The organism is Amycolatopsis tucumanensis (genome assembly GCF_021654135.1).
GTDB classification, from domain to species: domain Bacteria; phylum Actinomycetota; class Actinomycetes; order Mycobacteriales; family Pseudonocardiaceae; genus Amycolatopsis_E; species Amycolatopsis_E tucumanensis.
Genome location: NZ_JAKGSD010000042.1, coordinates 33,697 through 59,461, shown reverse-complemented (window position 1 = coordinate 59,461; position 25,765 = coordinate 33,697). Strand labels below are relative to the sequence as shown.

Below are 25,765 nucleotides of genomic sequence, written 5' to 3'. Positions count from 1 at the left end.
CCGGATAGCCCCGGCGAGCGTTCCGAAACCCCGTTCAGGGACGGCGGCCGACGAGATTCATCGCGACGAGGCTCAACACGACCTGGTCGTCCTGGTTGAGCAGCTCGCCACGCGTGTGGACGAGCCCGCGGTCCGGCTTGGAGCGGGACGCCCGCGCGGACACGACGGTGGCACGCAGCCGCAGCGAGTCGCCCGGCCGGACCGGCGCGGGCCAGCGCAGCTCGTCCACGCCCGGCGAGGCGAGGCTGGCGTTGCGGGAGAGGTAGTGGTCGGCGAACAGGCGCATCATGAGGCCGGTCGTGTGCCAGCCACTGGCGATGAGCCCGCCGAACGGCCCGGTGTTCGCCCACTCCGGCCGGGTGTGGATCGGCTGCGGGTCGAACTGGGTGGCGAAGTCGAGGATCTCCTTCTCGGTGACCGAGAGGTGCCCGTACTCGTAGACCGCGCCCGGCTCGTAGTCCTCGAAGAAGCGCTGGTCGATCGGCGCGGCGAAGTCCGCCTCGCTGAGGGTCATCGTCATGGCGCCAGCATCGCACGGACTTCGCCACCCACCTCGGCGCGCGCCGCCCCCGTGGCGGCGGTGGGCACGGAGGCGGCGAGTCGGTCAGCGTGGCGCGAGTCGGCCGCTGGTGGCAGCGGCAGATTGGCACGGGCAGCGAGCCAACCGCCCGCCGCGGGCAGTGCCACCGGCGGTGGTCAGCGCGCCGAGCTGCTCAAGTTGTGCGCCGCCGCCAGGGCGTCCGCCGTCTCAGCCGCCATGCGACGCACGTCGAAGTCTTGCTCAGCCTTCTCCCGGGCGGCGTGGGCGAGTTTGCGGCGCAGCGCGATGTCCGTGCAGACCCGGTCCAGCGCCGCGGCCAGTGCCGGTCCGTCGCCGGGTGGGACGATCATCGCCGCGCCCGCCAGTTCGTCCACCACCTCCCCCACCGCGGTCGTCACGCACGGCACCCCGTGCGCCATCGCCTCCAGCACCGCCAGCGACAGCGTGTCCCGCCGCGACGGCAGGCAGAACACGTCCAGCCCGCGCAGGAAAGCGCTCACGTCCCGCAGCCGCCCCAGGAACCGCACCGGCAGGCCCCGCGCCCGCTCCGCCAGATCCCGCCCGTCCCCGGCGACCAGCACCCGCACCACACGCCCCCGCCGCCGCAGCGTCGCCACCGCGGACAGCAGGTCCGGGCCGGTCGCCCCGCCGATCGCGCCGATCACGACCGGCGTCCGGTCCGACGGCTCGACCGGCGAGGCCGGGATGTCCACACCAGGCCGGATGCGCGTCACCCGCTCGGCGGGCGTGCCCAGGTCCCGCAGCCGCGCCTCGACGATCCGCGACGGCGCCAGCGCCCCGGCCAGCCGCCGGTAGCAGTCCCAGACCGCGCTCGACTGCGGCGCGCCACCGACCCGGTGCAGCGTCGCCACGGTCGGCGCCACCGACTCCGCGGCCTGCACGGCGGCCAGGTTCGCCCCGGCGTCGGCCAGGTTGACCTGCACGACGTCCGGCGAAAGCGCTCGCAGCGCGTTCTCCACCTGCGGGGCCCACACGCTCCGCACCGCCGACGCCACGATCTGCTTCGGCACACGCTCCGGGAACGCGCCGGCGAGCGGCTCCCCCACGACGAGGCTCGGCGCGACCCACGACGGCAGGCACCGCAGCAGCCGCCGGACGTAGACCTCCGCGCCGCCGAACGCCTCGTTGTCCACCACCAGCGCCACGTTCAGGCGTTCCATCGCCACCTCACGTAGTCGGCATACCGGACACAGCTACCCGTTCCGTGATCACCCAACACCTAACCGGTCGGTCAGACCCCTGACCGATCGGTTAGCATCGTCCGCATGGAACACGTGACGTGCTGCGTTGTTGGCGGGGGCCCGGCCGGGGTGATGCTCAGCGTCCTGCTGGCCAGGGCCGGAGTCAAGGTGGCCGTGCTGGAGAAGCACCGGGATTTCCTGCGCGACTTCCGCGGGGACACCGTTCATCCGTCCACTCTGCGCCTTCTGGACGAACTGGGCCTGGGCCGGAAGTTCGCCGAGCTGCCCGGCCCGGAACTGACCGAGATGCGGATGCGGGTGGCCGGGGAAACCGTGGTCGCGGCGAACTTCGGCCGCCTGCCCGGACGGCACAAGCACATCCGGATGGTCCCGCAGTGGGACTTCCTCGACCTGCTGGCCGCCGCCGAACCGCTGGACCTGCGGATGGGCACCGAGGTGACCGGTCTGCGCAGGACGGACGGCCGCGTGACCGGGGTGACCTACCGGGACTCCGACGGCGAGGGCGAGCTGTCCGCGGACCTGGTCGTCGCCTGCGACGGGCGGGATTCGGTGGTGCGCCAGGCTGCCGGGCTGCAGCCCGACGAGTTCCCGCTGCCGATGGACGTGTGGCAGGTGCGGATTCCCGCGCCCCCGCACGACGAACGCGACGGCCGGGTGTTCGGCGTGTTCGGCAACGGGCAGGTCGCGGTGACGATGGACCGCGGCGACTACCACCAGACCTCGTACCTCATCCCGAAGGGCGAGGACGCCCGGCTGCGTGCCCGCGGCCTCGACTGGTTCCGCGGGCGGCTCGCAGAACTGTTCGGCTGGGACGGTGAGGTGCTGGCCGAGATCCGGTCGTGGGACGACGTCAAGCTGCTGGAAACCTCGATGGGCCGGCTGCCGCAGTGGCATGTGGACGGTCTGCTGTGCCTCGGCGACGCCGCGCACACCATGTCACCGGTCGGTGGGGTGGGCGTGAACCTGGCGGTCCAGGACGCCGTCGCGGCCGCCCGGATCCTCGCCGGCCCGTTGTCCGAGGGCCGGCTGTCCACACAGGATCTGGCGAAGGTCCAAAAGCGACGCGAGTGGCCGACGCGGGTGGCGCAGCGGACGCAGCTGGGCGAGCACGAGATGCTGCTGAAGCCGGCACTCGAGGGCACCCTGACCCGCGTGCCGCCCCCGCTGCGCGCGGTGCAGCGGTTCCCGCTCCTCGCGGTGGTCTCGGCCTACCTCGGCGGGATCGGCGTCCGGCCGGAACACGCGCCGGCCTTCGCGCGGCGTTAGGTGATCGCCGCCAGCACGAAGCGCTCCACCTCGTCGGCGGCCGCGTCCAGGTCCAGTTCCGGGTGCGCGAGCCAGTGCGACACCACACCGTCGATCGCGCCGCCGATCGCCAGCGCGACCGTCGTGGTGTCGAATTCGCGCAGCTCCCCGGCGCGCTGGCCGTCCTCCAGCAGGGCGGCCAGCCCTTGCCAGCGGCCGCCGGCGTCGTGCGAGCCGGGCGCCTTGAGCTTCGTCCCGTTCGCGTCGTCGAGCAGCACCTCGGTGATGAGCCGGACGTGCCGCCGGTGGGCCGACTGGTAGCTGATCATGGCGCGCACGTAGGCGGTGACCGCGGACGTGGCGTCGGGCTGGCGGTCGACCCTGGCCCGGACGTAGTCGCCGAACTGCTCGAACACCTGCTCCAGCGCCGCCTGCGCGAGGTTCTCCTTCGACGAGAAGTGGTACAGCACCGCGGCCTTCGAGATCCCGGCCGCCTCGGCGATCGCGGACAGCGACGTGCCGCGGTAGCCCTTGGTCGAGATGAGGTCGATGGTGCACTCGATGATCTGCTCCCGGCGGGCACGCTCGGTGAAGGTCGTCGGCCGGGACATGCCCCGATCCTAGAGGTTGCCCGCCCAGCCGCCGGGTATCCGCCCGGAATGCTGTCTTCGATCCTGCGGGGCGCCGCCGCCGGGGCGGCCGGGGCCACCGCCCTCAACGCCGTGACCTACGTCGACATGGCCGTCCGGGGGCGGCCGGCGAGCTCGACCCCGGAGCAGACTGTCGAGAAGGTCGCGCACGCCGTCGGCGTCGAGATCCCCGGCGACGAGCAGCGGAAACAGGCTCGGGCGAGCGGCATCGGAGCGCTGCTCGGACTGCTCACCGGGACTGCGGTCGGCGCCGCCTACGGGGCGGCGCACGGCGCGGGCTGGCGGCCCGGCACGGTCACCGGCGGCCTCGCAGCGACCGGCGCCGCGCTGGTCGCCGCCAACGGGCCGATGACCGTTCTGCGCATCACCGACCCGCGCCGCTGGAGCTTCGCCGACTGGGCCAGCGACGTGGTCCCGCACGTCGCCTACGGCTTCGTCACCGCCGCGACCTTCGCCGCCACCGTGCGGAAACGCCGCCGCTGACCACCCGTGAGGGGGAGGTGTATGCGGAACGGCCAGGGGGTATCCCGGCGTCAGCGCTCGATCGGGGAGGGAAACCATGGGCAGGCACCGCATCGACGACGCGGGCACGGACCTGAAGTGGGGCGGTCCGGCTCTCGTCACCGAAGCCAGGCACGCCGCCCGCGGCCGGCACGCGCGGCCCGAGGACGAACAGACGACGCAGCCGCTGGAAGGCGCTCTCACCGGCGAGGTCGCCGTCGCGCCCTGACGGGCCGGAAAGCGCAGGTCAGCGCGTCGCGAACGGGTGCCGCCCGTTCGGGTTGATTAGTGCGAATCGGTATCGGGTACTGCTCCCGCCGTGACACCAGAGGTGGTCGTGGTCGGGCAGATCGCCCGTGACCTCGTCCTGCGCGTGGGTGACGCCCCGGAGGCCGGGACGTCGGCCGCGGTGCGCTCCCGCGATGAGATCCTCGGCGGGAAGGGCGCGAACCAGGCCGTCGGCGTCGCCCAGCTCGGTGTGCCGGTCGCGTTGCTCGCGGTGGTCGGCGACGACCGCGCCGGGCACGACCTGCTGACCCACGCCGCCGGCGACGGCATCGACGTCTCGCATTGTGTGGTGCGGGAACACGCCCGCTCGGCGCTCATCGTGAACGTCGTCGACGACCACGGCCAGTGGCGCTACCTGGAGGACATCCCCGAAGACGTCCAGGTGGCCGAACACGACGTGCTCTCCTCGGCCGCACTGCTCCGGGACGCGTCATCGGTCATCGTCCAATTGCAGCAGCCGGCCCGCACGGCGATGGCCGCGGCCCGGCTCGCCCGCGAAGCCGGCGCCCGGGTGGTGCTGGACGGTGTGCCCGCGGACAAAGAGGTGCTGGCGTGCGCCGACGTCCTCCGCGCCGACGCCAGGGAAGCGGAAATTCTCACCGGACAGCCCGTCGGAAATGTGGCCGAAGGGGTCAAAGCGGGCGTTATGCTGCTCGCGCACGGGCTCGACTTGGCAGTACTTGAGGTGGCCGGCCACGGCAACGTGTTCGTCAGCCGGGCCGGCTACGAGTTCCTCCCGCACGGCGACGCGCACGTCGTCGACACCACCGGTGCGGGAGATGCCCTGGTCGCGACCCTGACCTGCGCGTTGTCGCGGGGGCAGGACCTGCGCACCGCCGCACGAGCGGCGGTCGAGGCAGCGGCGAGCACAACCGAACACGCCGGGGGCCGACCCCGGCTGAACCCCGGCATCCTCGAGTCGCGGAAGCAGTCATGACCCTCAGCCAGCCCAAACCGGCAACCCGGATACTGATAGCCCCGGACCGCGCGGCGCCACCCGTGCCGTGCGAAGAATGCGGTTACTCCGCCCTGCGCATCGCCAAGCTCGTCAACGAGGCGGATGAGCCGCTGGCGACCCTGCTGGTGTGCACCAACTGCCGGGCGCACACTCCACTGCCGGAGTTGCCTGCTCCTCGGCGGCCTTAGGCGCCTGCCGCTACGCGGGTATCTACTGCGCCGGCGGCTTCGCTTCGCTACGCCCGGGTCTGCCCCTCCCGAACCCGATCTCTCAGTGTTCGGTTGCCGAGAAGTCGCGTCAAGGCGGGAAAGAGTACCTTGACCCGACTGCTCGGCAACCGATTTGGCTGGGGATCGGGTTGCGGGAGGGGACTGCCTCGTGGAGTGGTTCCTTTGCGTTGCCGGCGTGCGGATGGGAATCCTAAGAAACCCCCACCGGTGCGTGCAAAGGCACCACGGCGCTGGAGAAATCACAGAACAAGAACGCGTCGTACCGGCGCGGAAGCATCGTCGGCACGTAATTCCCCCGCCACTCCAATCGCGGGTCGTACACCACGCCGACCGCTCGGTGTCCCCGCACTTGCGAGGCCCACTCGCCCGCCTCGTCGAGCAGGAAGAGCGAATCGGCGTCGGGGACGGCCGCGTGCAGCATCGACTCCAGGCTGTCCTCCCGCGCGGGCGGCACCGGCATGTCCTCCGGGGGCGCGCCCCACCGCGAGCCGGCCATCACCGTGCCCCGGTGCGTGCCGAAGCCCACCGTGAACGACTCGCCGGGGTGGCGTTCCCGCACCAACTGCCCCACGTTCAGCATCCCGGCCGCGGCCATGTCCGTCGCCCGCGCGTCGCCGATGTGCGTGTTGTGCGCCCACACCACGGCCTTCGCCGACGGGCCGTACGCCTCCAGCAGCCGGTCGAGCGTGTCGGTCATGTGCTCGTCCCGCACGTTCCACGATTCGACGTCACCGCGGACCATCGTCCGGTAGTAGCGCTCCGCCCCGGCGACCACCTCGGCGTTCTGCCGCGCCACGAAACCGGCGTCCAAGCCGGGGACGTCGCCGGTCTCCCGCAGCGAAGCGAGCAGCCGCAGCACGTCGCTTTCGCAGTTTTCCGGCACGAGCCGCGTCGAGTACGCGTAGTCGTGCGGGTCCTCGGCGAACGGCTCGAAGCAGCGCATCGCGGAAAGCGCCGTCTCCACCTGGCCCGGCTGGTGCTCGCGCAGGTACCCCAGGATCTCCCGCAGCGAATCCCACAGGCTGTAGACGTCCAGACCATGGAAACCCGCCGGGCGGTCGCCGAACCGCGCCGCGTTGTACGCCGTCAGCCACCGGGCGAATTCCACCACGTCGTCGTTGGCCCACATCCAGCGCGGCCACCGGTCGAAACCGGACAGCACCGCCTCCGGATCACCGCGCCCGCCCGCCACGCAGCAGTGCACGCGGTGGCAATCCGGCCAGTCGCCCTCCACGGCGACGAACGAAAAGCCCCGCTCCACGATCAGCCGCTTGGTGATCTCCGCGCGCCACCGGTAGAAGTCGGCGGTGCCGTGCGAGGCCTCCCCCAGCAGCACGAAACGCGCGTCGCCGATGCGGTCGATCAGCGGGTCGAGGTCCTCCACCCGGTGCAGCCCGATGGCGTCCTCGCGCGGGGTCAATACGAGAGCTCCTTGGCCGCGGCCTGCGCGGTGGCGAGCTCCTGGCACAGCCGCACCGTGACCTCCTGCGCCCTGGCCAGCGCGGCCGTGGCGTCGAAGACCGACGTGATCAGCGTTTCGTACCCGCCCTGATCACCCGGCACGTCCAGGTTCCCCAGCCACAGCTGCCGTTCCAGCCACGTGCCCAGTTCGGGCAGGCTGCGCGCGACGTTCTGGGAGAGCAACTTGAGCGATCCGAGCACCTGGTAGATCTCCGCGGCGCCGTCGATGCCGGTTTCGCCGCCCACCCCGGAGGCGCGGTGGTACAAGCCGCGCGTCGCCAGCTGGGCCTGTTCCGCCAGCCCGCCGCAGCTGGCCGCCACCTCGCTGTTCCGTGACACGTCCATCTTCGCCGGTCCCCTGTCTGACGCCGGTCGTACTGGTTCAGCTTTCCCGTTCCGCGCCGAAACCAAACCGTGCCGGGCGAAACGTTCAACGGAGGATCAACGCGGGTAGAGGTGTCACGGGGACTTACGCGCGAGAGGGGAGTGGGCGATGGCGACGACCGTGTGGCTGGGCCGGTTCGAAGGCATCCGGGTGGGTCTGCATTGGAGTGTCTTCGCGATGGCCGGGGTGCTGGTCGTGGCACTGCCGTTCACCCAGTGGGCGCCGCTCGCGCCGGTGCAGGGGGTGTTCGCCTACATCGTGGCGAGCCTGATCACCGCCGCGCTGTTCGTGGTGTCGCTGTGCGCCCACGAACTCCCGCACGCACTCGTCGCGCGGCGATCGGGACTCGAGGTCCGTGAGGTGACCCTGTGGTCGCTCGGCGGCGTCACGCGGCTGCGTGGCGAACCGCGGTCGCCCGGCGTGGAGTTCCGCGTGGCGTTCGCCGGGCCGCTGATGAGCCTGCTGCTGGCGGCGATCTTCGGCTTCGCCACCTGGATGACGTCGCCGATCGGCGATTCGCTGTCCGGCGCGGTGCTCGGCTACCTCGCGGTGCTGAACCTCGTGCTGGGTGTGTTCAACCTGATCCCGGTGGCGCCACTGGACGGTTGCCGCGTGCTGCGGTCGATCCTGTGGGCGGCGTGGAACGACCGGCACCGCGCCACGCTCGGCAGCGCACGCGCCGCCCGCGTCCTCGGCTTCGCCGTGTGCGCGCTCGGCGTGGTGACCCTGCTCCGCGGGCCGATCGGGCTCGGCGTGTGGCCGTTGCTGGTCGGCCTGTTCATCGTCAACCTGGCGCTGGCCGAGGAACGCGACGCCGAACTCGGCACCAGCCTCGCCGCCATGCGGGTGCGGGACGTGATGACCATGCGCCCGGCCACCGCGCCCGCCGCCACCACCGTGGCGACCTTCCTGCGGGACAACGCCATGCTGCGCCAGCACTCGGCCTACCCGCTCGTCGACCCGGTCGGCCGGTTCGCCGGGCTGGTGACGCTGACCCGCATGCGGGCCGTCCCGCCGGAGCAGCGCCCGAACACCCTGCTCGGAGAAATCGCCTGCCCGCCAACGGAAATTCCGCGCGCCACCCCGGACGAGCCGCTGCTGGCGTTGCTGCCGCGGATGTCCGGGTGCGCCGACGGCCGGGCCCTGGTGTTCGACGCCGACCGGCTCGTCGGGATCGTGTCGCCGTCCGACATCAGCCGCGCGGTGACGCTGCGCGGTCTCGGCGTGGACTGGCACGGCGGCGCGGACGTCGCGGTCGCGCGCAGCCCGTCCAGCCCGCCGCTGGGCCGTCCGGCCGCCCAGCGCTGGCCGTGAGTTTCGGCACCTCCGGGCAGGGGAATCCTCGCTTCCGATGAGCCACGAAAACACCCAGCGAGACGTGCGGCGCCTGGCCGATCAGCTCGTGGACGGCCTCGACCGGGAAGACCTGGACTCCGTGTCCCGCGTGCTGCCCAGGATGATCGGCGCCGACGCGCCGGACGCCGGCCTGCTCCGGCCCCTGTGCGCGGAGCTGGTCACGGTGATCGCCCGCGAAGTGCGGGCCCGCGCGGCACCGGAGGGCGCGGACCTGTTCACCATCGCGCTGTCCGACGAGACCGACGAGGCCGTCCCGATCGACGACCTCCAGCCGGCGCTGCGGGCCGTCCTGCGCGCCGTGCTCGCCGAGCTCAACCAGGACAGCGCGGGGCTGGCGGCGCAGCTGGAGTTCATCGCGGGGGACCCGGATCCGTGCGGGCAGATCGACGCGCTGATCCACCTGGTGTCCTGGGCCCACGACCTGCCGCAGACGTGAGCGGCCAGTGGTGGCGGGACGCCGTCATCTACCAGGTCTACATCCGCAGCTTCGCGGACGGCACCGGCGACGGCGTCGGGGACCTGGCCGGCCTCCGCGCGAAACTCCCCTACCTGTCCGGCCTCGGCGTGGACGCGCTCTGGATCACCCCGTGGTACCCGTCGCCGATGGCCGACGGCGGCTACGACGTGGCCGACTACCGCGACATCGACCCGGTGTTCGGCACGCTCGCCGACGCCGAGGCCCTGATCGCCGAGGCGCACCGGCACGGCCTGCGGATCATCGTCGACATCGTGCCCAACCACACCAGCGACCGGCACCCGTGGTTCCAGGCCGCGCTGGCCGCAGGGCGCGGCTCGCCGGAGCGGGAGCGGTACGTGTTCCGCGACGAGCCCAACGACTGGCGCAGCGTCTTCGGCGGGTCCGCGTGGAGCCGGGCCGGCGACGGCCAGTGGTACCTGCACCTGTTCGACAGCACGCAACCGGACCTGAACTGGGACCACCCGGAGGTGCGCGCGGAGTTCCTGGACGTCCTGCGGTTCTGGCTCGACCGCGGGGTGGACGGGTTCCGCATCGACGTCGCGCACGGCATGGTCAAGGACCCGGCGCTGCCCGACCTCGGCCTGGACCACGAGGGCCTGGTCGAGCCGCCGGACCGCAGCGACCACCCGCACTGGGGCCGGCCCGGCGTGCACGAGATCTTCCGGTCCTGGCGCGAGCTCGCCCGCCACTACGGCGACGACCGGATCTTCGTGGCCGAAGCGTGGGTGGACAGCCCCCAGCGGCTGGCCCGGTACGTGCGGCCGGACGAGCTGCACACCGCGTTCAACTTCGACTTCCTGCGCTGCCCGTGGGACGCGGGGAAGCTGCGGTCGGTGATCGACTCCAGCATCGCCGCGCTCGCCGCGGTGGGCGCGCCTGCCACCTGGGTGCTGTCCAACCACGACGTCAAACGGCACGTCTCCCGGTACGGCGGCGGGCTGCCGCGGGCGCGGGCCGCGTTGCTGCTGATGCTCGCGCTGCCCGGCGGCGCGTACCTCTACCAGGGCGAGGAGCTGGGGCTGGAGGAGGTCGAGGACCTGCCGGAGGAGGTGCTGCAGGACCCGACGTGGGAGCGGTCCGGGCACACCAAGCGCGGTCGCGACGGGTGCCGGGTGCCGCTGCCGTGGTCCGGCTCGGCGCCGCCGTTCGGGTTCTCGGCCGGCACGCCGTGGCTGCCGCAGCCCCCGCACTGGGCCGCGAAGACGGTCACCGCGCAGGAGGACGACCCGGGCTCGACGCTGTGCCTCTACCGGGACGCGCTGCGGATCCGCAAGGAGCACCCCGCACTCGGGGACGGGGAACTGTCGTGGTTGGACAGTGCGCCGGACGTGCTGGCGTTCCGGCGCGAGCCGGGGGTGGTGTGCGTGGTCAACCTCGGCTCGGAGCCGATCGCGCTGCCGCCGCACCGGAAGATCCTGCTGGCCAGCGCCGAACCGGCGGACGAACTCGCCCCCGACTCCGCCGTGTGGCTGTCAGCCTAGGTGCTGGCGCAGCTGCTGGCAGGCGTCCTCGCAGCTGCGGCAGGCCTCGGCGCACACCGCGCAGTGCTCGTGGTGCCCGGCGTGCTTCTCGCACTCCTCGGCGCACGCCCGGCAGGCCTTCTCGCACAGCGCCAGCAGCTCGGAGACGATCCCGGCGGGGTCGCCGCGGCGGGACAGCACCTGCGCGGTCGCGGCGCACACGGCGGCGCAGTCCTGGTCGAGCTTGATGCACCGCACCATCGGGCCCGGATCCGGTTCGGACAGGCAGGCGTCGGCACAGGCCGTGCAGGTCTGGGCGCAGGACACGCACTCCTCCAGGCACGCGGCGATGGCCTCCGGGTCGAGGCCGCCGAGGTCGGCGGGGTGGGTCTGCACCATGCGCAGGGCGTGGGTCATGACGTCCTCCTCTCCCCCGGCGCATACCCGGCCGGGCCGGGTCCAACCGTTTGCCCGGCCGCCGCCCGGGTAGGCCTTGGCACATGTCCGAACTACCGCTGCCCGAGTACGACGAGCTGCCACTGGCCTCGCTGCAGCACCGCATCCGGTCGCTCGACGAGGAGCAGCTCGACCAGCTGATGTCCTACGAGCTGAAGCACGCCAACCGGCTGCCGGTGCTGGAGCTGATGCGCGTGCGCAAGCGCCAGCTCCACGAGGGCGCCGAGCCGTCGCACGGCGAGCACACCAAGATCCCCGAGGTGACCGGCCACGCCGGCGGCTCGCCCGCCAAGCAGCAGACGGCGGCCGAGCCGAACACCCCGCTGCGCCACGGCGTCGCCGACCAGACCCCGCACCGGGGACGTTCCTAGATCCGCTGTCCGGGGACGTTGGTGACTGGCTGACACGCTGAGGACGGTCTTGACAGGGGTGAGGCCTCCGGGTTCGGTGTGGCTTGCGGCAACAACGCCGATCACCAGGAGGTCCTCGATGGCGCACCGGAACGCGCCATTGACCCCCACCGGCCGGCTGCGGCTGGCCCGGTGTGTCGTGGAGCAGGGGTGGTCGCTGCGTCGGGCGCCGTCACGGCCTGCCGCCGCCGGCCGCGTGTGATCGGGCCACCGGCGAGCCGATCCGCCGCTACCAAGGCGACCGCCCGGGCGAGCTGATCCACGTCGATGTCGCAAAGCTCGGCCGCATCCCCGACGACCACTCTCGCCTGGCCTGCACCGAAACCCTGCCCGACGAGAAAGCCGTCACCTGCGCCGCGCCCACGCCTGGTTCGCCGAACACGACATCGGCATCGGCGGCCACACCCCCGAACCAACCTGACCAAAAACACACCTAGAGCCGCTCCTGAACGCGGCGCAGCGTCTCGCGCAGGTTGTCCTCCGAGACGGCGTCGATCGCTTCGTCGAGCGGGAGCCACTTCAGCGGCGCGTCCGGCTTCTCCGGCCGCGCCGCTTCCGGCTGCCCGGTCGCCAGCACGTACCGCAGGTCCGCGTGTTCGTGCGCGGGCTCGGCGCCCTTCGCGGGCACCGGGACGACCACCGCGTGCAGCAGGTCCGCGGTCGGCCACGGCCGCAGATCGGTCAGCCCGGTCTCCTCGCGCCCTTCGCGCAGCGCGATCACCAGCGGGTCCGTCTCACCCGGGTCGCCGTGCCCGCCGACCTGCAGCCACGCCTGCTGACGCTGGTGCCAGCGCAGCAGCACGCGGCGGCTCTCCGGGTGCACGATCACCGCGGAACCGGTGACGTGCAAGGGAATCTTCCGCGAGAACGGGTCCGCCGCGGTGGCCAGCACCTCCCGGATCCGCGCCACATCGGCGTTCTCGGTCTCGTTCCGTGCGGTGTAGGCCTCCAGCATGCCCGCAGCCTACGACGTTTCCGCCCCACGGATGGGGGAACACCCCGCCGGTGTCCAGACACGACGAACTCCGCCGGACCGCACGCGACACCTTCGGCTGGGCGGAACTGCGCGACGACCAGCTGACCGCGATGGCAGCGCTGCTCGACGGGCACGACGTGCTCGCCGTCATGCCGACCGGGTCCGGCAAGTCCGCGATCTACCAGATCCCCGCGCTGCTGATGGACGGGCCGACGCTCGTCGTGTCGCCGCTGACCGCGTTGCAGCGGGACCAGGTGGGGCAGATCGAGGACAGCGACGCCCCGGACGCGGTCGCGGTCAACTCCGCGCAGCCCGCGCGCACCACGAACAAGGCCTGGGACGCGGTCACCCGCGGCGACGCCGAGTACCTGTTCCTCGCGCCGGAGCAGCTGGCCAAGGACGAGGTGCTGGAGCAGCTCGACGAGATCCGGCCGAGCCTGTTCGTCGTCGACGAGGCGCACTGCGTGTCCGCGTGGGGCCACGACTTCCGGCCGGACTACCTCCGGCTCGGGCACGCCATCGAGCGGCTCGGGCACCCGCGCGTGCTGGCGCTGACCGCGACCGCGGGCGGGCCGGTCCGGGACGACATCGTCGAGCACCTCGGCCTGCGCGACCCGGTGCGCGTGGTGTCCGGGTTCGACCGGCCGAACCTCCACCTCTCGGTGCACCGCGCCACCATCGAGGAGGACAAGCGCGCCGCCCTGCTGCAGTGGGTGCGGGACGCGGAGAAGCCCGGCCTGGTGTACGCCGCGACGCGCAAGGACAGCGAACGCTACGCCGAGGAACTGGGCGCGGCGGCCTACCACGCCGGGATGAAGGCGGCCGACCGCAAACGCGTGCACGAAGACTTCCTCGCCGACCGGGTGGACGTCGTCGTCGCCACGTCGGCGTTCGGCATGGGCATCGACAAGCCGAACGTGCGGTTCGTCGTGCACGCGTCGGTGCCCGAGTCGGTCGACTCGTACTACCAGCAGATCGGCCGCGCCGGCCGGGACGGCGAGCGCGCCGACGCGCTGCTGTTCTACCGGCCGGAGGACCTGAGCCTGCAGAAGTTCCTCACCGCGCGGCGCTTCGACGACGAGGGCATCGCCGAGCTCGCCGAGTCCCTGCGCGAGCAGGACGGCCCGGCCAGCCCCCAGGAGATCGACGGCGAGGTGGACCAGTCGCACCGCCGGGCGATGAACAACCTGAACCTGCTGGAGCAGACCGGCCTGGTCGAGGAGACCGGGCAGGGGAAGTTCAGCTACGCCGACACCGACCCGGAGGAGGCGACCGAGCGCGCCGCCGAGGTGTCCGAGCAGCGCAAGAAGCTCGACCGGTCCCGCGTCGAGGTGATGCGCGAGTACGCCGAGACGTCCGCGTGCCGACGCCAGTTCCTGCTCGGCTACTTCGGCGAGACGCTGGACGAACCGTGCGGGTTCTGCGACACCTGCGACGCGGGCACGGCGGCCGAGCTGACCCCGTCCGACGGCGAGTTCCAGCCCGGCACGTCGGTGCGGCACGCGGAGTGGGGCACCGGCCAGGTCGTGCGCCGGGAGGCCGAGAAGGTCACCGTGCTGTTCGACAAGGCCGGCTACCGCTCCCTGTCGCTGCCCGCGGTCCGCGAGAAGCACCTGCTGACCGAGGAGTGAGTCCCCGGCTCAGGGCGCGTAGGCGTCCAGGCCGAACAGGTCGAACAGCTTCTGCTGCACCGCGTCCCGGCAGGTCAGCAGCCGCCGGGTGCGTGGGCGGCCCCCGGTCGACGGGTACCGCAGCACCGTCTCCCCGATCCGCGACAGCAGGTCCAGCAGCTCACGCACCGACAGGTCCAGCCCGGCCCGGTCGGCCTCCTGCCGCATCACGTGCGTCACCGCCGTCGCCAGCACGCTCACCAGCGAGTGCACCGCGATCCGGTGCTCGGTCCAGTGCCGCCGCGGCGCGGACGCGGCCACGAACGGGCCGTTGAGCTGCCGGAACGTCGAGTCCAGGTGGTAGCGCGCCCGGTACGCGGTGATCACGTCGGCGACCGGCCAGTCGTGGTCGGTCACCAGCAGCTGCTTGCCGAAGTACTCCTCGTCCAGGCGCGACCGGGCGTTCTCGTCGACCCGCCACTCCAGCCGCAGCTCAGCTGGGCGCGTCCCGGTCAGCCGCGTGGACAGCACGCGGTCGACCCACCGCACCCGGGTGATCCGCGCGATCTCGGTCAGCACCTGCTCGCGCGGCCGCCGGTTGGTGCCCGCCGCCAGCGCCAGGGCGAGACCGTCGAGCTGCCGCGTGGCGCTGCTCAACGCCTGGGCGAACCCCCGCGCCTGCGCGGCGTGCAGCTTCGCCGAGTGCGTGAGCACCACCCGCCGGGTCGTGCCGGACACCACGGCGTGCGTGTCGAGGGCCGTCACCCCGGCGAAGCGGTCCGGGCCGACCGATCGGCGCGCCGACGCCGGGCGCGCCAGCAGCTCGGGGTAGTCACCCAGCGGCAACGCGCCGACGAAGTGCCTGCCGTCGTCGAGGTCGAGCTGCGCGTGCTGGCCCGTCTCGAACACCAGCGTCACCGGGCCGGCCACCCGCGACGCCAGCCGGTCGGCCGACACCCCGAACGGGACCGCGCCCTCCCGCCGGTACACGCTCGACGCCAGCGGGATCGCGCCGTCCCGCGTGACCACCGTGCTCAACCCGGCCGGGGACGCCGCCGCGGTTTCCGATTCCGCGTAGGTCGCGAAGTTCGGCACGTCCACCGCGAGCAGGATCGGCTCCGGCAGGTGTTCCCGCACGCGCGCGGACACCGCCTCCTCGATCCGCTCCAGCTGCGCCCGCGTCAGCCGCCGCGTGGCGCGCCAGAACTCGTCGTCCTGCACGGCGGCCGCGCCGATCCGCGGCCGCACGAACCGGCTCGCCGCGCTGTCCGCCCACCACTGCGCCAGATCCGTGCCCGGCGCGGTCGCGCGGTGCAGCACCGCCAACGCGAAGTACGTCCCGATCGACACTTTCGCCTTGCGTGAGCCGAGCACGTCGTCGATCGCCGAGCGCACCTGGAGCCGCTCCAGGGTGGACCAGACGGCGGCGACGTCACCGAACGCCAGGTGCCGCGTACCGTCGGGTGAACCGGCTGCACCGTCCAGAGCTGCTGCGATGTCTTCGGCGGTGCCGAGATAACGCTGCGACGTGATCCGCGGCGCGCCGTTCACCCGCCCGGTGTGCGCGAGGTAGTAGTAGGTCTTGCCGCCGACCCGCTTGCCGATCACTGAAGCCACACTTTAGGTAATACGCCCGCACCGGCCGCGGCGCAACGACCACGGCCGTGGTGAGCAGCGGAAACAGGGTTCCCGCCACCCGGTGTGGCCGATCTTGCGCGGTCTGGTCCTGGCACCGCGGGCCGGGCCGGTCCTAGCGTTTCCGGTATGGCATCCGCTCCCACCGCCTCCGCGATGCGCCGCGCGCTGGCCCGTGCCCGCGACGGCAAGACCCTCGACATCACCGAGGCGACCGTGCTGTTGCACGCGCGCGACGAAGACCTCGAAACGCTGTCCGAGCACGCCTCCCGCATCCGCGACGCCGGACTGGCCGAAGCCGGCCGCGAAGGCGTCATCACCTACAGCCGCAAGGTGTTCATCCCACTCACCCGGCTGTGCCGCGACCGCTGCGGGTACTGCACTTTCGCGACGGTTCCGGGCAAACTGGACGCCCCGTTCCTGTCGCCGGACGAGGTGCTGGAGATCGCGCGGCAGGGCGCGGCGATGGGCTGCAAGGAAGCCCTGTTCACCCTCGGCGACCGCCCCGAGGACCGCTGGAAGCAGGCCCGCGAGTGGCTGGACGCGCACGGCTACGACGACACGCTGTCCTACGTGCGCGCGATGGCGATCCTGGTGCTGGAGCAGACCGGTCTGCTGCCGCACCTCAACCCCGGCGTCATGACCTGGCAGGACCTGCAGCGCCTCAAGCCGGTGGCGCCGTCGATGGGCATGATGCTGGAGACCACCGCGACCCGGCTGTGGAGCGAGCGCGGCGGCCCGCACTACGGCTCGCCGGACAAGGACCCGGCCGTGCGGCTGCGGGTGCTGGAGGACGCCGGGCGGACGTCCGTGCCGTTCACCACCGGCATCCTGATCGGCATCGGCGAGAACTACGAAGAGCGCGCGGACGCCCTGTTCGCGATCCGCAAGGTGGCGCGCCAGTACGGCGGCATCCAGGAAGTCATCGTGCAGAACTTCCGCGCCAAGCCGGACACCAAGATGCGCGCCACGCCGGACGCCGACCTGCAGGAGCTGGCCGCGACGATCGCCGTCGCGCGGCTCGTGTTCGGCCCGAAGATGCGCATCCAGGCGCCGCCGAACCTGATCGGCAGCCAGTACGACCTCATGGTGCGCGCCGGGATCGACGACTGGGGCGGGGTTTCGCCGCTCACGCCCGACCACGTCAACCCCGAGCGCGCCTGGCCGCAGATCGACGAGCTGGCCCGGCAGACCGAGAAGGCCGGTTACACGCTGCGCGAGCGGCTGACGATCTACCCCGAGTACCTGCTCGCCGGTGAGCCGTGGCTGGATCCGCGCGTCGCCGGGCACGTCGCCGCGCTGGCCGATCCGGAGACCGGCCTGGCGCGGGAGGACGCGGTCCTGGAGGGCCGCCCGTGGCAGGAGCCGGACGGCGGCTGGCAGGACCAGGCCGGCACCGGGCGCACCGACCTGCACGTCGAGGTCGACACCACCGGCCGCACGGAGGACCGGCGCAGCGACTTCGATTCCGTGTACGGCGACTGGAAGGAACTCGCTTCGCAGGTTCCGACCGCGCCGCGCCGGATGGACACTGACATCGCGGAAGCGTTGCGTCGCGCGGAACGCGACCCGGCCGGTCTGTCCGATGAGGACGCTCTCGCGTTGTTGCACGCGGACGGCGCCGAGCTGGAGGCGCTCGCCTCGCTGGCGGACGGGCTGCGCCGGGACGTCAACGGCGACGACGTCACGTTCGTGGTGACGCGGAACATCAACTTCACCAACGTCTGCTACACCGGCTGCCGGTTCTGCGCGTTCGCGCAGCGTCGCACGGACGCCGACGCCTACACGCTGTCGCTGTCGCAGGTCGGTGACCGCGTCGACCAGGCGTGGGAGGCCGGGGCGACGGAAATCTGCATGCAGGGCGGAATCCACCCGGACATGCCCGGCACGGCGTACTTCGACCTGGCGGCCGAGGTGAAGCGGCGGCAGCCGGACATCCACCTGCACTCCTACAGCCCGATGGAGGTCGTGAACGGCGCGTCCCGGACGAACATGTCCATCCGGGACTGGCTGACGCGCGCGCACGAGTCCGGTGTGGACTCCCTGCCGGGCACGGCGGCGGAGATCCTGGACGACGACGTGCGGTGGGTGCTCACCAAGGGCAAGCTGCCGACGTCGAGCTGGATCGAGGTGGTGTCCACGGCGCACGAGCTGGGCATCCCGACGACCTCGACGATGATGTACGGGCACGTCGACACGCCCGCCCACTGGGTCGGGCACATCAAGCTGATCGCCGACCTGCAGCGGCGGGCGCTGGAGAAGACCGGGCGGCGCGGGTTCACCGAGTTCGTGCTGCTGCCGTTCATCCACCAGAACGCACCGATTTATCTGGCGGGGCTGTCCCGCCCCGGCCCGACGAAGCGCGAGAACCGGGCGGTGCACGCGCTGGCGCGGATCCTGCTGCACGGCCTGATCGACAACATCCAGTGCTCGTGGGTGAAGCTGGGCGAGGACACCTGCCGGGACGTGTTGAACGGCGGCGTGAACGACCTCGGCGGCACGCTGATGGAGGAGACGATCAGCCGCATGGCGGGCGCGGACAACGGCTCGTACAAGACGATCAGCGAGCTGGAGAAGATGGTCGCACCGATCGGACGCCCACTGGTCCAGCGCACGACGACGTACGGCCGCCCGGCGCCGGACCGCGTGGCGGCGGCACTGGCCTCCGACGGAGTCGCCCAGGCCGTCCGACGGCCGCTGTCACTGCCGATCGTCAGCTGAGAGCCGGCGCCCGGGGCGGCGAACACGGCCGTGTTCGCCGCTCCGGGTTCGCCCCTTCACCCGCTGCGTCGAGTCCACCCTCCCGCCGCCGCGTACGCCCCTCCGCGCGGCGTGTTCGCCAGTTGGCGCGGGTTCGCCCTCGACCGCGCATTCGCCCACCGGAGTGCGCGTTCGCCACTCAGCGCGCCCAGTTCGCCGTCTGTGTCCCGCGTCCGGCTGATTCGCCTCTCCGGGCGCCTTGTCGCCTTCACGGGCACCGATCAGCCGGCCGCCGAGTCCACCCCTCCAGCCACCGAGTCGGCCCTCCGCGCGTGGCGAGTTCCCACTCGTGTCAGAGGTTCCACACTCGCGGTGGTTCACCCTTTCCGGGCGGCGAGCCAAGCGCGGCGTCAGCCGACGTTGTCGGTGGTCACCTCGTCCAGGAAGCGCGCCACGTTGGCGAGCATCCGCTCCACCCGCTCCTCGAGCGGCGCGCGGTCCACCGGGTTGTGCACCGCCGGGCGGCGCTTGCCCCGCAGGTACAGCCCGCAGGCCAGGTCGGCGCACACGTACGTCCCGACGGTGTTGCCCTGCTTCCCCGCCGCGCCGACCCGCCGCGCGGCGAACAACGAGACGTCCGTCGCCGCGTGGATCGTGCCGCAGAAGGCGCACAGCGAGGACTTCAGGGAGCTCCGGTGCTTCGCCGCGGCCCGCAGCGCGACTCCGACCACCTCGTCCCCGTAGGGCGCCACGAGGTAGGCGTTCTGCGCCGCACGCGGGTCCCGCCAGCCGAGGAAGTCCACTTCGGACCAGTCGAGACCGGACAGTCCCGGCGGCAGCGCCAGCCGTTGCGCCTCCCCCTTCGAGCAGTTCACGAACGACTTGCGGATGCGGTTCTCGTCAAGGGGTTGCACGGCCGGAATGATCCGTCGCAACGCCGCGAGCGGGCAAGTCATTTAGGATCGACTGTGATGAGCACGAAAATCGCGTGGCCGGTGCCCGCCCCGGGACTTCCCGAGAACGTCCACCCCGCACTCGCCGCGATGGCCCGCGCCGCCAGCGCCGCCTACGGGGACGCCCGCCGCAGGCACACCCGCGCGGAGCTGGCCGAGAAGGTCGCCGACGGCGCGGACGGCACCCCGACCATGCGCGTGGACGAGATCGTCGAGGCCGCGATCGCCGAGGAGGCGGACCGGCACCGCGTCAACCTGCTCAGCGAAGAGGTCGGTTTCGTCGACAACGGCTCCGCGGTGACGCTCGTCGTCGACCCGGTCGACGGCTCCAACAACGCCGCCAACGGGGTGCCGCTGAGCTGCTTCGGCGGCACGGTCGCGGTCGACGGCCAGGCGACCGAGGCGCTCACCGTGTGGCTGGACACCGGCCGCGCCTGGCACGCCCGCGCCGGCGAGCCGGTCCCGTTCCGCACCACCGGCCGCACCACGCTCACCGGCGCGACGGTCAACCTGCTCCGCCCGCACAAGCGCAACGCCGAAGCCTGGATGCGCGTCGCGGACAAGGCCCAGCGCGTGCGGATCCTGTCCACCACGGTGCTGGAGTGCGCGCTGGTCGCCGAAGGCTCGGTCGACGCGTTCTGCGACCCGGGTTCGGACACCCACCGGCTGGTCGACCTCGCAACGGCGATGGTCACGGTGCCCGCGGCCGGCGGCGCGGTGATCGACGTGCGCGGCCGCCCGCTGGAGATCGACCCGGACCTGACGCGCCGCTGGTCCGGAATCGCCGCCGCGAGCCGCGCCCTGGCCGACGACCTCGCCGCGACCGTCCTCGGCTGAGCCGGATCCGCAAACCCGCGGCCACCGCCGGTGAACAACCCAGGCCTCACCCGCCGCCGGTCCGGAGCGCCGCCGCAACCCGCGCCCAGCCCTTGTGAACAAGCCGGTGTTCACCCACTGCCGCTCCGGCATCGCCGCCACAACCCTGTCCCCACCCACTGCCGCGCCAACACCGCCGCCACAACCCGCGCCCACCCACCGCTCACCCCGCACCCCCACCACAACCCCGTCCCCACCCACCGCCGCGCCAACACCGCCGCCACAACCCGCGCCCACCCACCGCTCACCCCGCACCCCCACCACAACCCCGCCCTCACCCACCGCCGCGCCAACACCGCCGCCACAACCCGCGCCCACCCACCGCTGACCCCCCACCCCCAGCCCAACCGGCCGCCGCGACCATCCCCAGCCGCCCCGGATCCCCCGGGTCCAATGGCCCTACCGGCCACCACCGGCCGGGGTGATCGTGGTGGCCGTGACGTTCCCCGCGCGCGAAAGACCGGTCGCTCCGATGCTCGATCCGTTCGGACTGGAAGTGCTGGGGCGGGAGCAATGCCTGGAGCTGCTCGCCACCGCCGGGATCGGGCGCGTCGTGTTCACCACGCGCGGTCTGCCCGCCGTCCAGCCGGTCCGGTTCGTGCTGGCGGACGACGCGGTCAACTTCGGCGCGCCGGCCGCCAGTCCGCTGTTCGTCGCCGCGCACGACGGGGTGGTCGCGTTCGAGGCGGACGCCTTCGCCCCGGACCTCGGGTCCGGCTGGTGGGTGACGGTGCTCGGCCGGGCCCGGGCCACCCGCGAACGCGCCAGGGCGTGGCCGGCGAGCACCGCCGATGACCGTTGGATCCGCATCCCGCTGGAAGTAGTCTCGGGTCGGCGGCTCGTGGGGTAGGGCTGCCGGAAGGGCAGTGGTGATCGGACCGGGCGTTCGCGGACTTGTCGAGGCCGTCGTCGGGGTCGCGGCTGACCTCAGCCTGCCCGAGATCCTGTCCAAGATCGTCACCAGCGCGTGCGGCCTCACCGGCGCCGCGCACGCCGTGATCCAGGTGCCGGACGCCGCGCCCGTGCGCACCGGCGACCCGGCCGCGCCCGGCTCGTCGCTGACGATGCCGCTGCACGCGCGTGGCGGGCGGTTCGGCGAGCTGCGGCTCACCGGCAAGGAGGGCGGGTTCACCGGCGCCGACCGGGAAGCCGTCGTCACGCTCGTCGCTGCGGCCGGCATGGCCATCGACAACGCCACCCTGTACGAGCGGACGCGCAGCCGCGAGCGCTGGCTGGAGGCCTCGCACGAGGTCACCGCGGCCCTGCTGACCGGCGAGGACCCGCAGCGCACGCTGCGCCTGATCGCCGAGCACGCCCGGGCGGTCGCGGGCGCCACGGCCGCCGCGGTCGCCGTCCCGCGCGAGGACGACCCCGGCACGCTGGTGTTCGAGGTCGTCGCCGCGGGCGAGGACGCCCCGCCCGGCCTGGCCGGGTTGACGGTGCCGGTCGACGGCACGGCGAGCGGTGCGGCGTTCCGCTCCGGTGAAGCGGTGGTCGTGCGCAACTACGGCCGCTACGCCGCCAAGGAGCAGGCCAAGGTCAACATCCGGATGCCGGATCAGATCACCGGGCTGGACTCGGCGGTCGCCGTGCCGTTGGTCGTCGGCGGGGAGACCCTGGGCGTGCTGCTGGTCGCGAAGTTCGGCGGCACCGCGCCGTTCACCGACGACGAGGTCGGGCTGGCCCGCACGTTCGCCGGGCACGCGGCGCTGGCGATGGAGTTCGCCCGCGCCGAGGAGGACCGGCAGCGGCTCGCCGTGTTCACCGAACGCGACCGCATCGCCCGCGACCTGCACGACCTGGTCATCCAGCGGCTGTTCGCGACCGGGCTGGGGCTGGAGGCGCTGCGGCCGCTCGTCACGCAGCCCGAGGTCGCGGACCGGCTGACAGGTTTCGTGCAGGAGCTGGACCGCACGATCCGCGAGATCCGCAACAGCATCTTCTCGCTGACCCAGCCCGACGAGGCCGCCGAAGGTGTGCGCGCGGAGCTGCTGCGGCTGGCGCAGGACTGCACCCCCGCGCTGGGGTTCACGCCCCGGCTGGGGTTCACCGGCCCGGTCGATTCGGCGGTGCCTGCCCCGGTGCGCGCCGATCTCACGGCGACGGTGCGGGAAGCGTTGTCGAACGTCGCCCGCCACGCGAAGGCGGACGCGGTGTCGGTGGAGGTGGCGGTGGACGTGGCCGGCCGGTCGCTGACGCTGACCGTCACCGACGACGGTGTCGGAATTCCGGACGAGCCCGGGCGGCGCAGCGGGCTGGTCAACCTGGGCGAGCGGGCGGCGCGGTGGCGTGGCAGCTGTTCGGTCGGCCGGAGCGGCGAGCGCGGGACGAAGCTCGTGTGGACGGCCGAGCTCAACGGCGCGGGGAGGGTGCGATGACGGTCTCGGTGTTCGTGCTCGACGACCACGAGCTGGTGCGGACGGGTTTGCGGACCGTGCTGGAGTCCGAAGGCGACATCCGGGTGGTCGGCGAGGCGAGCACCGTCGCCGAGGCCCTGCACCGGATTCCGCAGCTCGCACCGGACGTGGCGATCCTCGACGTGCGCCTGCCGGACGGCGAGGGCATCGGGGTGTGCCGGGAGATCCGGTCGTCGGTGGATCCGGCGCCGGCGTGCCTGATGCTGACGTCGTACTCGGACGACGAGGCCCTGTTCGGGGCGATCATGGCTGGTGCCGCTGGGTATCTGCTGAAGCAGGTGTCCGGGATGAACCTGGTGGACGCGGTGCGGCGGGTGGCGGCGGGCGCGTCCTTGCTGGACCCGGAGCTGACCGCCAAGGTGCTGAACCGGATGCGCGGCGAGGGTCAGGCGGATCCGGGGTACGCGCAGCTCAGCCCGCAGGAGCGGCGGGTGCTGGAGCTGATCGCGGACGGGCTGACCAACCGGCAGATCGGGGAGCACCTGCACCTGGCCGAGAAGACGGTCAAGAACTACGTGTCGTCGGTGCTGCACAAACTCGGCTTCGAGCGGCGTACCGAAGCCGCCGTGTACGCCACCCGGCGGCGTGACATTTCCCGTCGGCAAACAGGGCCATTGGACCCTGTTCGCGGCGCTCGTGATCGGCGAAGGTGAAGAGGTCAAAACAGAAGATTCTCGGCCGCGCCGGTCGCCGCGAGCTGAGATAACCGGCCGGAGCAGCGGCCTCCCACCCCTCCCGCTGCTCCGGTCAACTATTGTCTGTTGTGGACGGTGGGGGTAGGTTGCACCCGATGGGGCTAACTGGGGCGGAGATCTCGGAAGCGGTGCACGACGCCGGCTGGCGGTACGTGCTGACGGGTTTGTCGACCGCGGTTTCGGTGCCGTCGGCGCGGGACGCGGGGGTTGTGGCGCAGCGGGTGCTGTCGGTGGCGGACGAGGTCGCGGTGGACATCCGGCCGGGTCGCGTGCGGCTGGTGCTCGCCCCGGTGACCGCGAGGGAGATCGACCTGGCCCGGCGCATCTCCGAGCTGGTGCGGGAGCTGGGACACGAGCCGTCGCCGGGGGACGCGCAGGTGCTGGAAATCGCGATCGACACGCTCGACGCTTCGCGGATCGCGCCGTTCTGGCGGGCGGTGATGGACTACGTCGACGGCCCGCGGCCGCCCGAGGTGGTCGACCCGCGGGGTCAGGGGCCGTCGATCTGGTTCCAGCAAATGGACGCCCCGCGCCCCCAGCGCAACCGGATCCACATCGACGTGTCGGTGCCGCACGACGAGGCGCAGCGCCGGATCGAAGGCGCGCTGGCCGCCGGGGGCGTCCTCCGATCCGCCGAGGCCGCCCCGGCATTCTGGGTACTGGCCGACGCCGAGGGAAACGAAGCGTGTGTGACGACCTGGCAGGGGCGGGACTAACGCTTCGGCGCCGCGCTGGCTTGTCCGCACTACCTCGCCGCGGCCAGCCTCGCCGGACTGCCTTGCTGCGGTGCCGACCCACCTGCGCGCCACGCTGCCTCACCGTGCTGCCGCGCGGCACTGCCACGCTGGCTTGCCGCACTGTCTCAGCTGCGATGCCGAGCCGCCTGCACGCCCAACCCGCACTCCGCACGCGCTTGAAAGGACCGTTCAACCGCCACGGCCCACCCAATCGCCCGTCGCACCGCGTTGAAATGCCCGTTCAACCCCGCACGACTGGGCACCTCACCGACCACCACGAATCACCCCCGCCCAGAAAACCACCAACCACCGGCCGCGCAGAACCCCACCACCCAGACAACCCCAACACCCCTACCGCAACCCACTCAACTCCTCCGCCGCCCGCAGCACATCCGCGTACCGCACGTACAACCCGGCCAACCCGAACCGCAGCACTTCGGGCGGCCGGAAGTCCCCGATGACCCCGCGCGCGATCAGCTTCCCCATCGCTCCCTTGGCGTCCGGCCACGCGACCGACACCTGGTTCCCCCGCGCGTGCGACCGCGGCGTCACCACACGCGCGCCCGGCACCAGCGTGTCCAGGCACCGCAGGAAGAAGTCCCCCAGGGCAAGCCCCTTCGCGCGGACCTGGTCGATCGTCACGTCGCGCCACACGTCCAGCGCGGCGTCCAGCGCCAGCATCGACAGGATGTCCGGCGTCCCGGTGCGGCCGCGGCTGATTCCCGCCCGCCCGGCATAGTCCGGAGTCATGCCGAACGGATCCGCATGCCCGGCCCACCCGGTCAGCGGCTGGTCGAAGTCGTCGAGCCACTTCCGTGCCACATAAAGGAACGCCGGCGCCCCGGGCCCGCCGTTGAGGAACTTGTACGTGCACCCCACCGCCAGGTCGACACCGGCGGCATCCAGCGGCACCGGCACCGCCCCCACCGAATGGCACAGGTCCCACACCACGACCGCGCCGGCCGCGTGCACCGCCGCCGTGATGCCCGGCAGGTCGTGCAGCTCCCCCGTCACGTAGTCGACGTGGTTGACCAGCACCACGGCCGTCCGCGGACCGACCTCCGACGCCAGCGTCCCGACCGGCACCCGCCGCACGGAGTGACCGGTCATGCGCGCCGCGCTTTCGGCGATGTAGCCGTCCGTGGGGAAAGTGCCCGCGTCGACCAGGATCTCCGGCCGTCCCGGGTTCAGCCGCGCCGCCGCGACCACAGCCTTGAACAGGTTCACCGTCGTCGAGTCGCCGACCACCACCTGGCCCGGCCCCGCCCCGATCAGCGGCGCGATGCGGTCGCCGATCCGCTCCGGCGCGTCCCACCAGCCTTCGTCCCAGGACCGGATCAGCCGCCCGGCCCACTGCTCGCCGACCACCTCCGCGAGCCGCGGCGCGACCCCGCGCGGCGGGGCGCCCAGTGAATTCCCGTCCAGATAGGACACGTCCGGGTCGAGATCGAACTCCGCCCGCTTGCCCGCCAGCGGGTCCAGCGCGTCGAGTTCGGCCGCTTCGTCTCGCAGCGACATCGTGTC

25 protein-coding genes and 2 pseudogenes are annotated in these 25,765 nt (G+C 72.4%); 17 read left to right on the top strand and 10 right to left on the bottom strand.

Going from position 1 to position 25,765, the window contains the following annotated elements; genetic code table 11:
• Positions 1-34 precede the first annotated feature (34 nt).
• Together L2C96_RS31800 and L2C96_RS31795 are read right to left on the bottom strand one after the other, a co-directional pair.
• The gene (locus tag L2C96_RS31800; protein WP_020423060.1) at positions 35-520 is read right to left on the bottom strand and encodes a MaoC family dehydratase; all 486 of its coding nucleotides are present in this window, start codon (positions 518-520) and stop codon (positions 35-37) included.
• A 176-nt stretch (positions 521-696) separates the two neighbouring features.
• Positions 697-1,722, bottom strand: coding sequence for a glycosyltransferase family 4 protein (locus L2C96_RS31795; RefSeq protein ID WP_237338832.1), 1,026 nt, complete (start codon positions 1,720-1,722; stop codon positions 697-699).
• A 105-nt stretch (positions 1,723-1,827) separates the two neighbouring features.
• Between L2C96_RS31795 and L2C96_RS31790 the strand changes: the two genes are divergently transcribed.
• The gene (locus L2C96_RS31790) at positions 1,828-3,030 is read left to right on the top strand and encodes an FAD-dependent oxidoreductase (protein ID WP_237338831.1); all 1,203 of its coding nucleotides are present in this window, start codon (positions 1,828-1,830) and stop codon (positions 3,028-3,030) included.
• Here L2C96_RS31790 and L2C96_RS31785 read toward each other — a convergent pair.
• Positions 3,027-3,620 (bottom strand): TetR/AcrR family transcriptional regulator, encoded by a 594-nt coding sequence (locus L2C96_RS31785; RefSeq protein ID WP_237338830.1) that lies wholly within the window; start codon positions 3,618-3,620, stop codon positions 3,027-3,029. The two genes, L2C96_RS31790 and L2C96_RS31785, sit on opposite strands and share 4 nt — an antisense overlap.
• A 48-nt stretch (positions 3,621-3,668) precedes the next feature.
• Between L2C96_RS31785 and L2C96_RS31780 the strand changes: the two genes are divergently transcribed.
• From L2C96_RS31780 to L2C96_RS31770, 3 genes are all read left to right on the top strand, one after another.
• Positions 3,669-4,142: a hypothetical protein gene (locus tag L2C96_RS31780; RefSeq protein WP_237338829.1), complete on the top strand. Its 474-nt coding sequence runs from the start codon at positions 3,669-3,671 to the stop codon at positions 4,140-4,142.
• Positions 4,143-4,218: 76 nt separating this feature from the next.
• Entirely contained in the window at positions 4,219-4,389 is a 171-nt protein-coding gene (locus L2C96_RS31775) for a hypothetical protein (RefSeq protein WP_020423065.1), read from the top strand.
• Positions 4,390-4,479: 90 nt separating this feature from the next.
• The gene (locus L2C96_RS31770; RefSeq protein WP_237338828.1) at positions 4,480-5,385 is read left to right on the top strand and encodes a PfkB family carbohydrate kinase; all 906 of its coding nucleotides are present in this window, start codon (positions 4,480-4,482) and stop codon (positions 5,383-5,385) included.
• A gap of 441 nt (positions 5,386-5,826) precedes the next feature.
• Here the strand turns inward: L2C96_RS31770 and L2C96_RS31765 are convergent, their stop codons facing one another.
• Both L2C96_RS31765 and L2C96_RS31760 read right to left on the bottom strand, forming a co-directional pair.
• A complete protein-coding gene (locus L2C96_RS31765) occupies positions 5,827-7,056 on the bottom strand; it encodes an erythromycin esterase family protein (RefSeq protein ID WP_237338827.1) in 1,230 nt (409 codons plus the stop codon).
• On the bottom strand, positions 7,053-7,442 hold the full coding sequence (locus L2C96_RS31760; protein ID WP_020423069.1) for a hypothetical protein: 390 nt from the start codon (positions 7,440-7,442) through the stop codon (positions 7,053-7,055). Before L2C96_RS31760 ends, L2C96_RS31765 begins: the two co-directional genes overlap by 4 nt.
• A gap of 148 nt (positions 7,443-7,590) precedes the next feature.
• Between L2C96_RS31760 and L2C96_RS31755 the strand changes: the two genes are divergently transcribed.
• The 3 genes from L2C96_RS31755 to L2C96_RS31745 are packed head-to-tail and all read left to right on the top strand — an operon-like array spanning position 7,591 to position 10,797.
• Positions 7,591-8,796 (top strand): site-2 protease family protein, encoded by a 1,206-nt coding sequence (locus L2C96_RS31755; RefSeq protein ID WP_237338826.1) that lies wholly within the window; start codon positions 7,591-7,593, stop codon positions 8,794-8,796.
• Between the two features lie 37 nt (positions 8,797-8,833).
• Positions 8,834-9,274 carry a hypothetical protein gene (locus L2C96_RS31750; RefSeq protein WP_020423071.1) on the top strand — a complete coding sequence of 147 codons (441 nt, stop codon included), beginning with the start codon at positions 8,834-8,836 and terminating at the stop codon, positions 9,272-9,274.
• Positions 9,271-10,797, top strand: coding sequence for a glycoside hydrolase family 13 protein (locus L2C96_RS31745; RefSeq protein ID WP_237338825.1), 1,527 nt, complete (start codon positions 9,271-9,273; stop codon positions 10,795-10,797). The genes L2C96_RS31750 and L2C96_RS31745 overlap by 4 nt, the downstream gene beginning before the upstream one ends.
• Here L2C96_RS31745 and L2C96_RS31740 read toward each other — a convergent pair.
• On the bottom strand, positions 10,789-11,193 hold the full coding sequence (locus tag L2C96_RS31740) for a four-helix bundle copper-binding protein (RefSeq protein ID WP_237338824.1): 405 nt from the start codon (positions 11,191-11,193) through the stop codon (positions 10,789-10,791). The genes L2C96_RS31745 and L2C96_RS31740 overlap by 9 nt on opposite strands.
• Before the next feature lie 83 nt (positions 11,194-11,276).
• On the opposite strand from L2C96_RS31740, the gene L2C96_RS31735 reads away from it, so the two are divergent.
• From L2C96_RS31735 to L2C96_RS45385, 3 genes and pseudogenes are all read left to right on the top strand, one after another.
• On the top strand, positions 11,277-11,603 hold the full coding sequence (locus L2C96_RS31735; RefSeq protein ID WP_020423074.1) for a DUF8129 domain-containing protein: 327 nt from the start codon (positions 11,277-11,279) through the stop codon (positions 11,601-11,603).
• 118 nt (positions 11,604-11,721) lie between these two features.
• Positions 11,722-11,820 (top strand): annotated as a pseudogene (locus L2C96_RS45390) (IS481 family transposase); the annotation flags it as partial.
• Positions 11,810-11,998 (top strand): annotated as a pseudogene (locus tag L2C96_RS45385) (IS481 family transposase); the annotation flags it as partial. The pseudogenes L2C96_RS45390 and L2C96_RS45385, both read left to right, overlap by 11 nt.
• A gap of 77 nt (positions 11,999-12,075) precedes the next feature.
• Here L2C96_RS45385 and L2C96_RS31725 read toward each other — a convergent pair.
• Complete coding sequence (locus L2C96_RS31725) at positions 12,076-12,597, bottom strand: NUDIX hydrolase (RefSeq protein ID WP_237338823.1); 522 nt, start codon at positions 12,595-12,597, stop codon at positions 12,076-12,078.
• Positions 12,598-12,647: 50 nt separating this feature from the next.
• Between L2C96_RS31725 and L2C96_RS31720 the strand changes: the two genes are divergently transcribed.
• Positions 12,648-14,249, top strand: a complete 1,602-nt coding sequence (locus tag L2C96_RS31720; protein ID WP_237338822.1) for a RecQ family ATP-dependent DNA helicase — start codon at positions 12,648-12,650, stop codon at positions 14,247-14,249.
• Positions 14,250-14,258: 9 nt separating this feature from the next.
• Here L2C96_RS31720 and L2C96_RS31715 read toward each other — a convergent pair whose 3' ends face one another.
• On the bottom strand, positions 14,259-15,845 hold the full coding sequence (locus L2C96_RS31715) for an IS1634 family transposase (RefSeq protein ID WP_237338821.1): 1,587 nt from the start codon (positions 15,843-15,845) through the stop codon (positions 14,259-14,261).
• 147 nt (positions 15,846-15,992) lie between these two features.
• Between L2C96_RS31715 and L2C96_RS31710 the strand changes: the two genes are divergently transcribed.
• A complete protein-coding gene (locus L2C96_RS31710) occupies positions 15,993-18,584 on the top strand; it encodes a bifunctional FO biosynthesis protein CofGH (protein ID WP_272883528.1) in 2,592 nt (863 codons plus the stop codon).
• Between the two features lie 389 nt (positions 18,585-18,973).
• On the opposite strand, the gene L2C96_RS31705 is transcribed toward L2C96_RS31710, so the two are convergent.
• Complete coding sequence (locus L2C96_RS31705) at positions 18,974-19,477, bottom strand: FBP domain-containing protein (protein WP_372491285.1); 504 nt, start codon at positions 19,475-19,477, stop codon at positions 18,974-18,976.
• A gap of 57 nt (positions 19,478-19,534) precedes the next feature.
• Between L2C96_RS31705 and L2C96_RS31700 the strand changes: the two genes are divergently transcribed.
• From L2C96_RS31700 to L2C96_RS31680, 5 genes are all read left to right on the top strand, one after another.
• Positions 19,535-20,353: an inositol monophosphatase family protein gene (locus L2C96_RS31700; RefSeq protein WP_237338819.1), complete on the top strand. Its 819-nt coding sequence runs from the start codon at positions 19,535-19,537 to the stop codon at positions 20,351-20,353.
• A 475-nt stretch (positions 20,354-20,828) separates the two neighbouring features.
• Positions 20,829-21,242, top strand: a complete 414-nt coding sequence (locus tag L2C96_RS31695) for a pyridoxamine 5'-phosphate oxidase family protein (RefSeq protein ID WP_235716254.1) — start codon at positions 20,829-20,831, stop codon at positions 21,240-21,242.
• A 19-nt stretch (positions 21,243-21,261) separates the two neighbouring features.
• On the top strand, positions 21,262-22,770 hold the full coding sequence (locus L2C96_RS31690) for a sensor histidine kinase (protein ID WP_237338852.1): 1,509 nt from the start codon (positions 21,262-21,264) through the stop codon (positions 22,768-22,770).
• Positions 22,767-23,462 (top strand): response regulator, encoded by a 696-nt coding sequence (locus L2C96_RS31685; RefSeq protein ID WP_237338818.1) that lies wholly within the window; start codon positions 22,767-22,769, stop codon positions 23,460-23,462. The genes L2C96_RS31690 and L2C96_RS31685 overlap by 4 nt, the downstream gene beginning before the upstream one ends.
• A gap of 137 nt (positions 23,463-23,599) precedes the next feature.
• The gene (locus L2C96_RS31680) at positions 23,600-24,220 is read left to right on the top strand and encodes a 4a-hydroxytetrahydrobiopterin dehydratase family protein (RefSeq protein WP_237338817.1); all 621 of its coding nucleotides are present in this window, start codon (positions 23,600-23,602) and stop codon (positions 24,218-24,220) included.
• A 372-nt stretch (positions 24,221-24,592) separates the two neighbouring features.
• On the opposite strand, the gene kynU is transcribed toward L2C96_RS31680, so the two are convergent.
• Positions 24,593-25,759 carry a kynureninase gene (gene kynU, locus L2C96_RS31675; RefSeq protein ID WP_237338816.1) on the bottom strand — a complete coding sequence of 389 codons (1,167 nt, stop codon included), beginning with the start codon at positions 25,757-25,759 and terminating at the stop codon, positions 24,593-24,595.
• Positions 25,760-25,765: the final 6 nt, after the last annotated feature.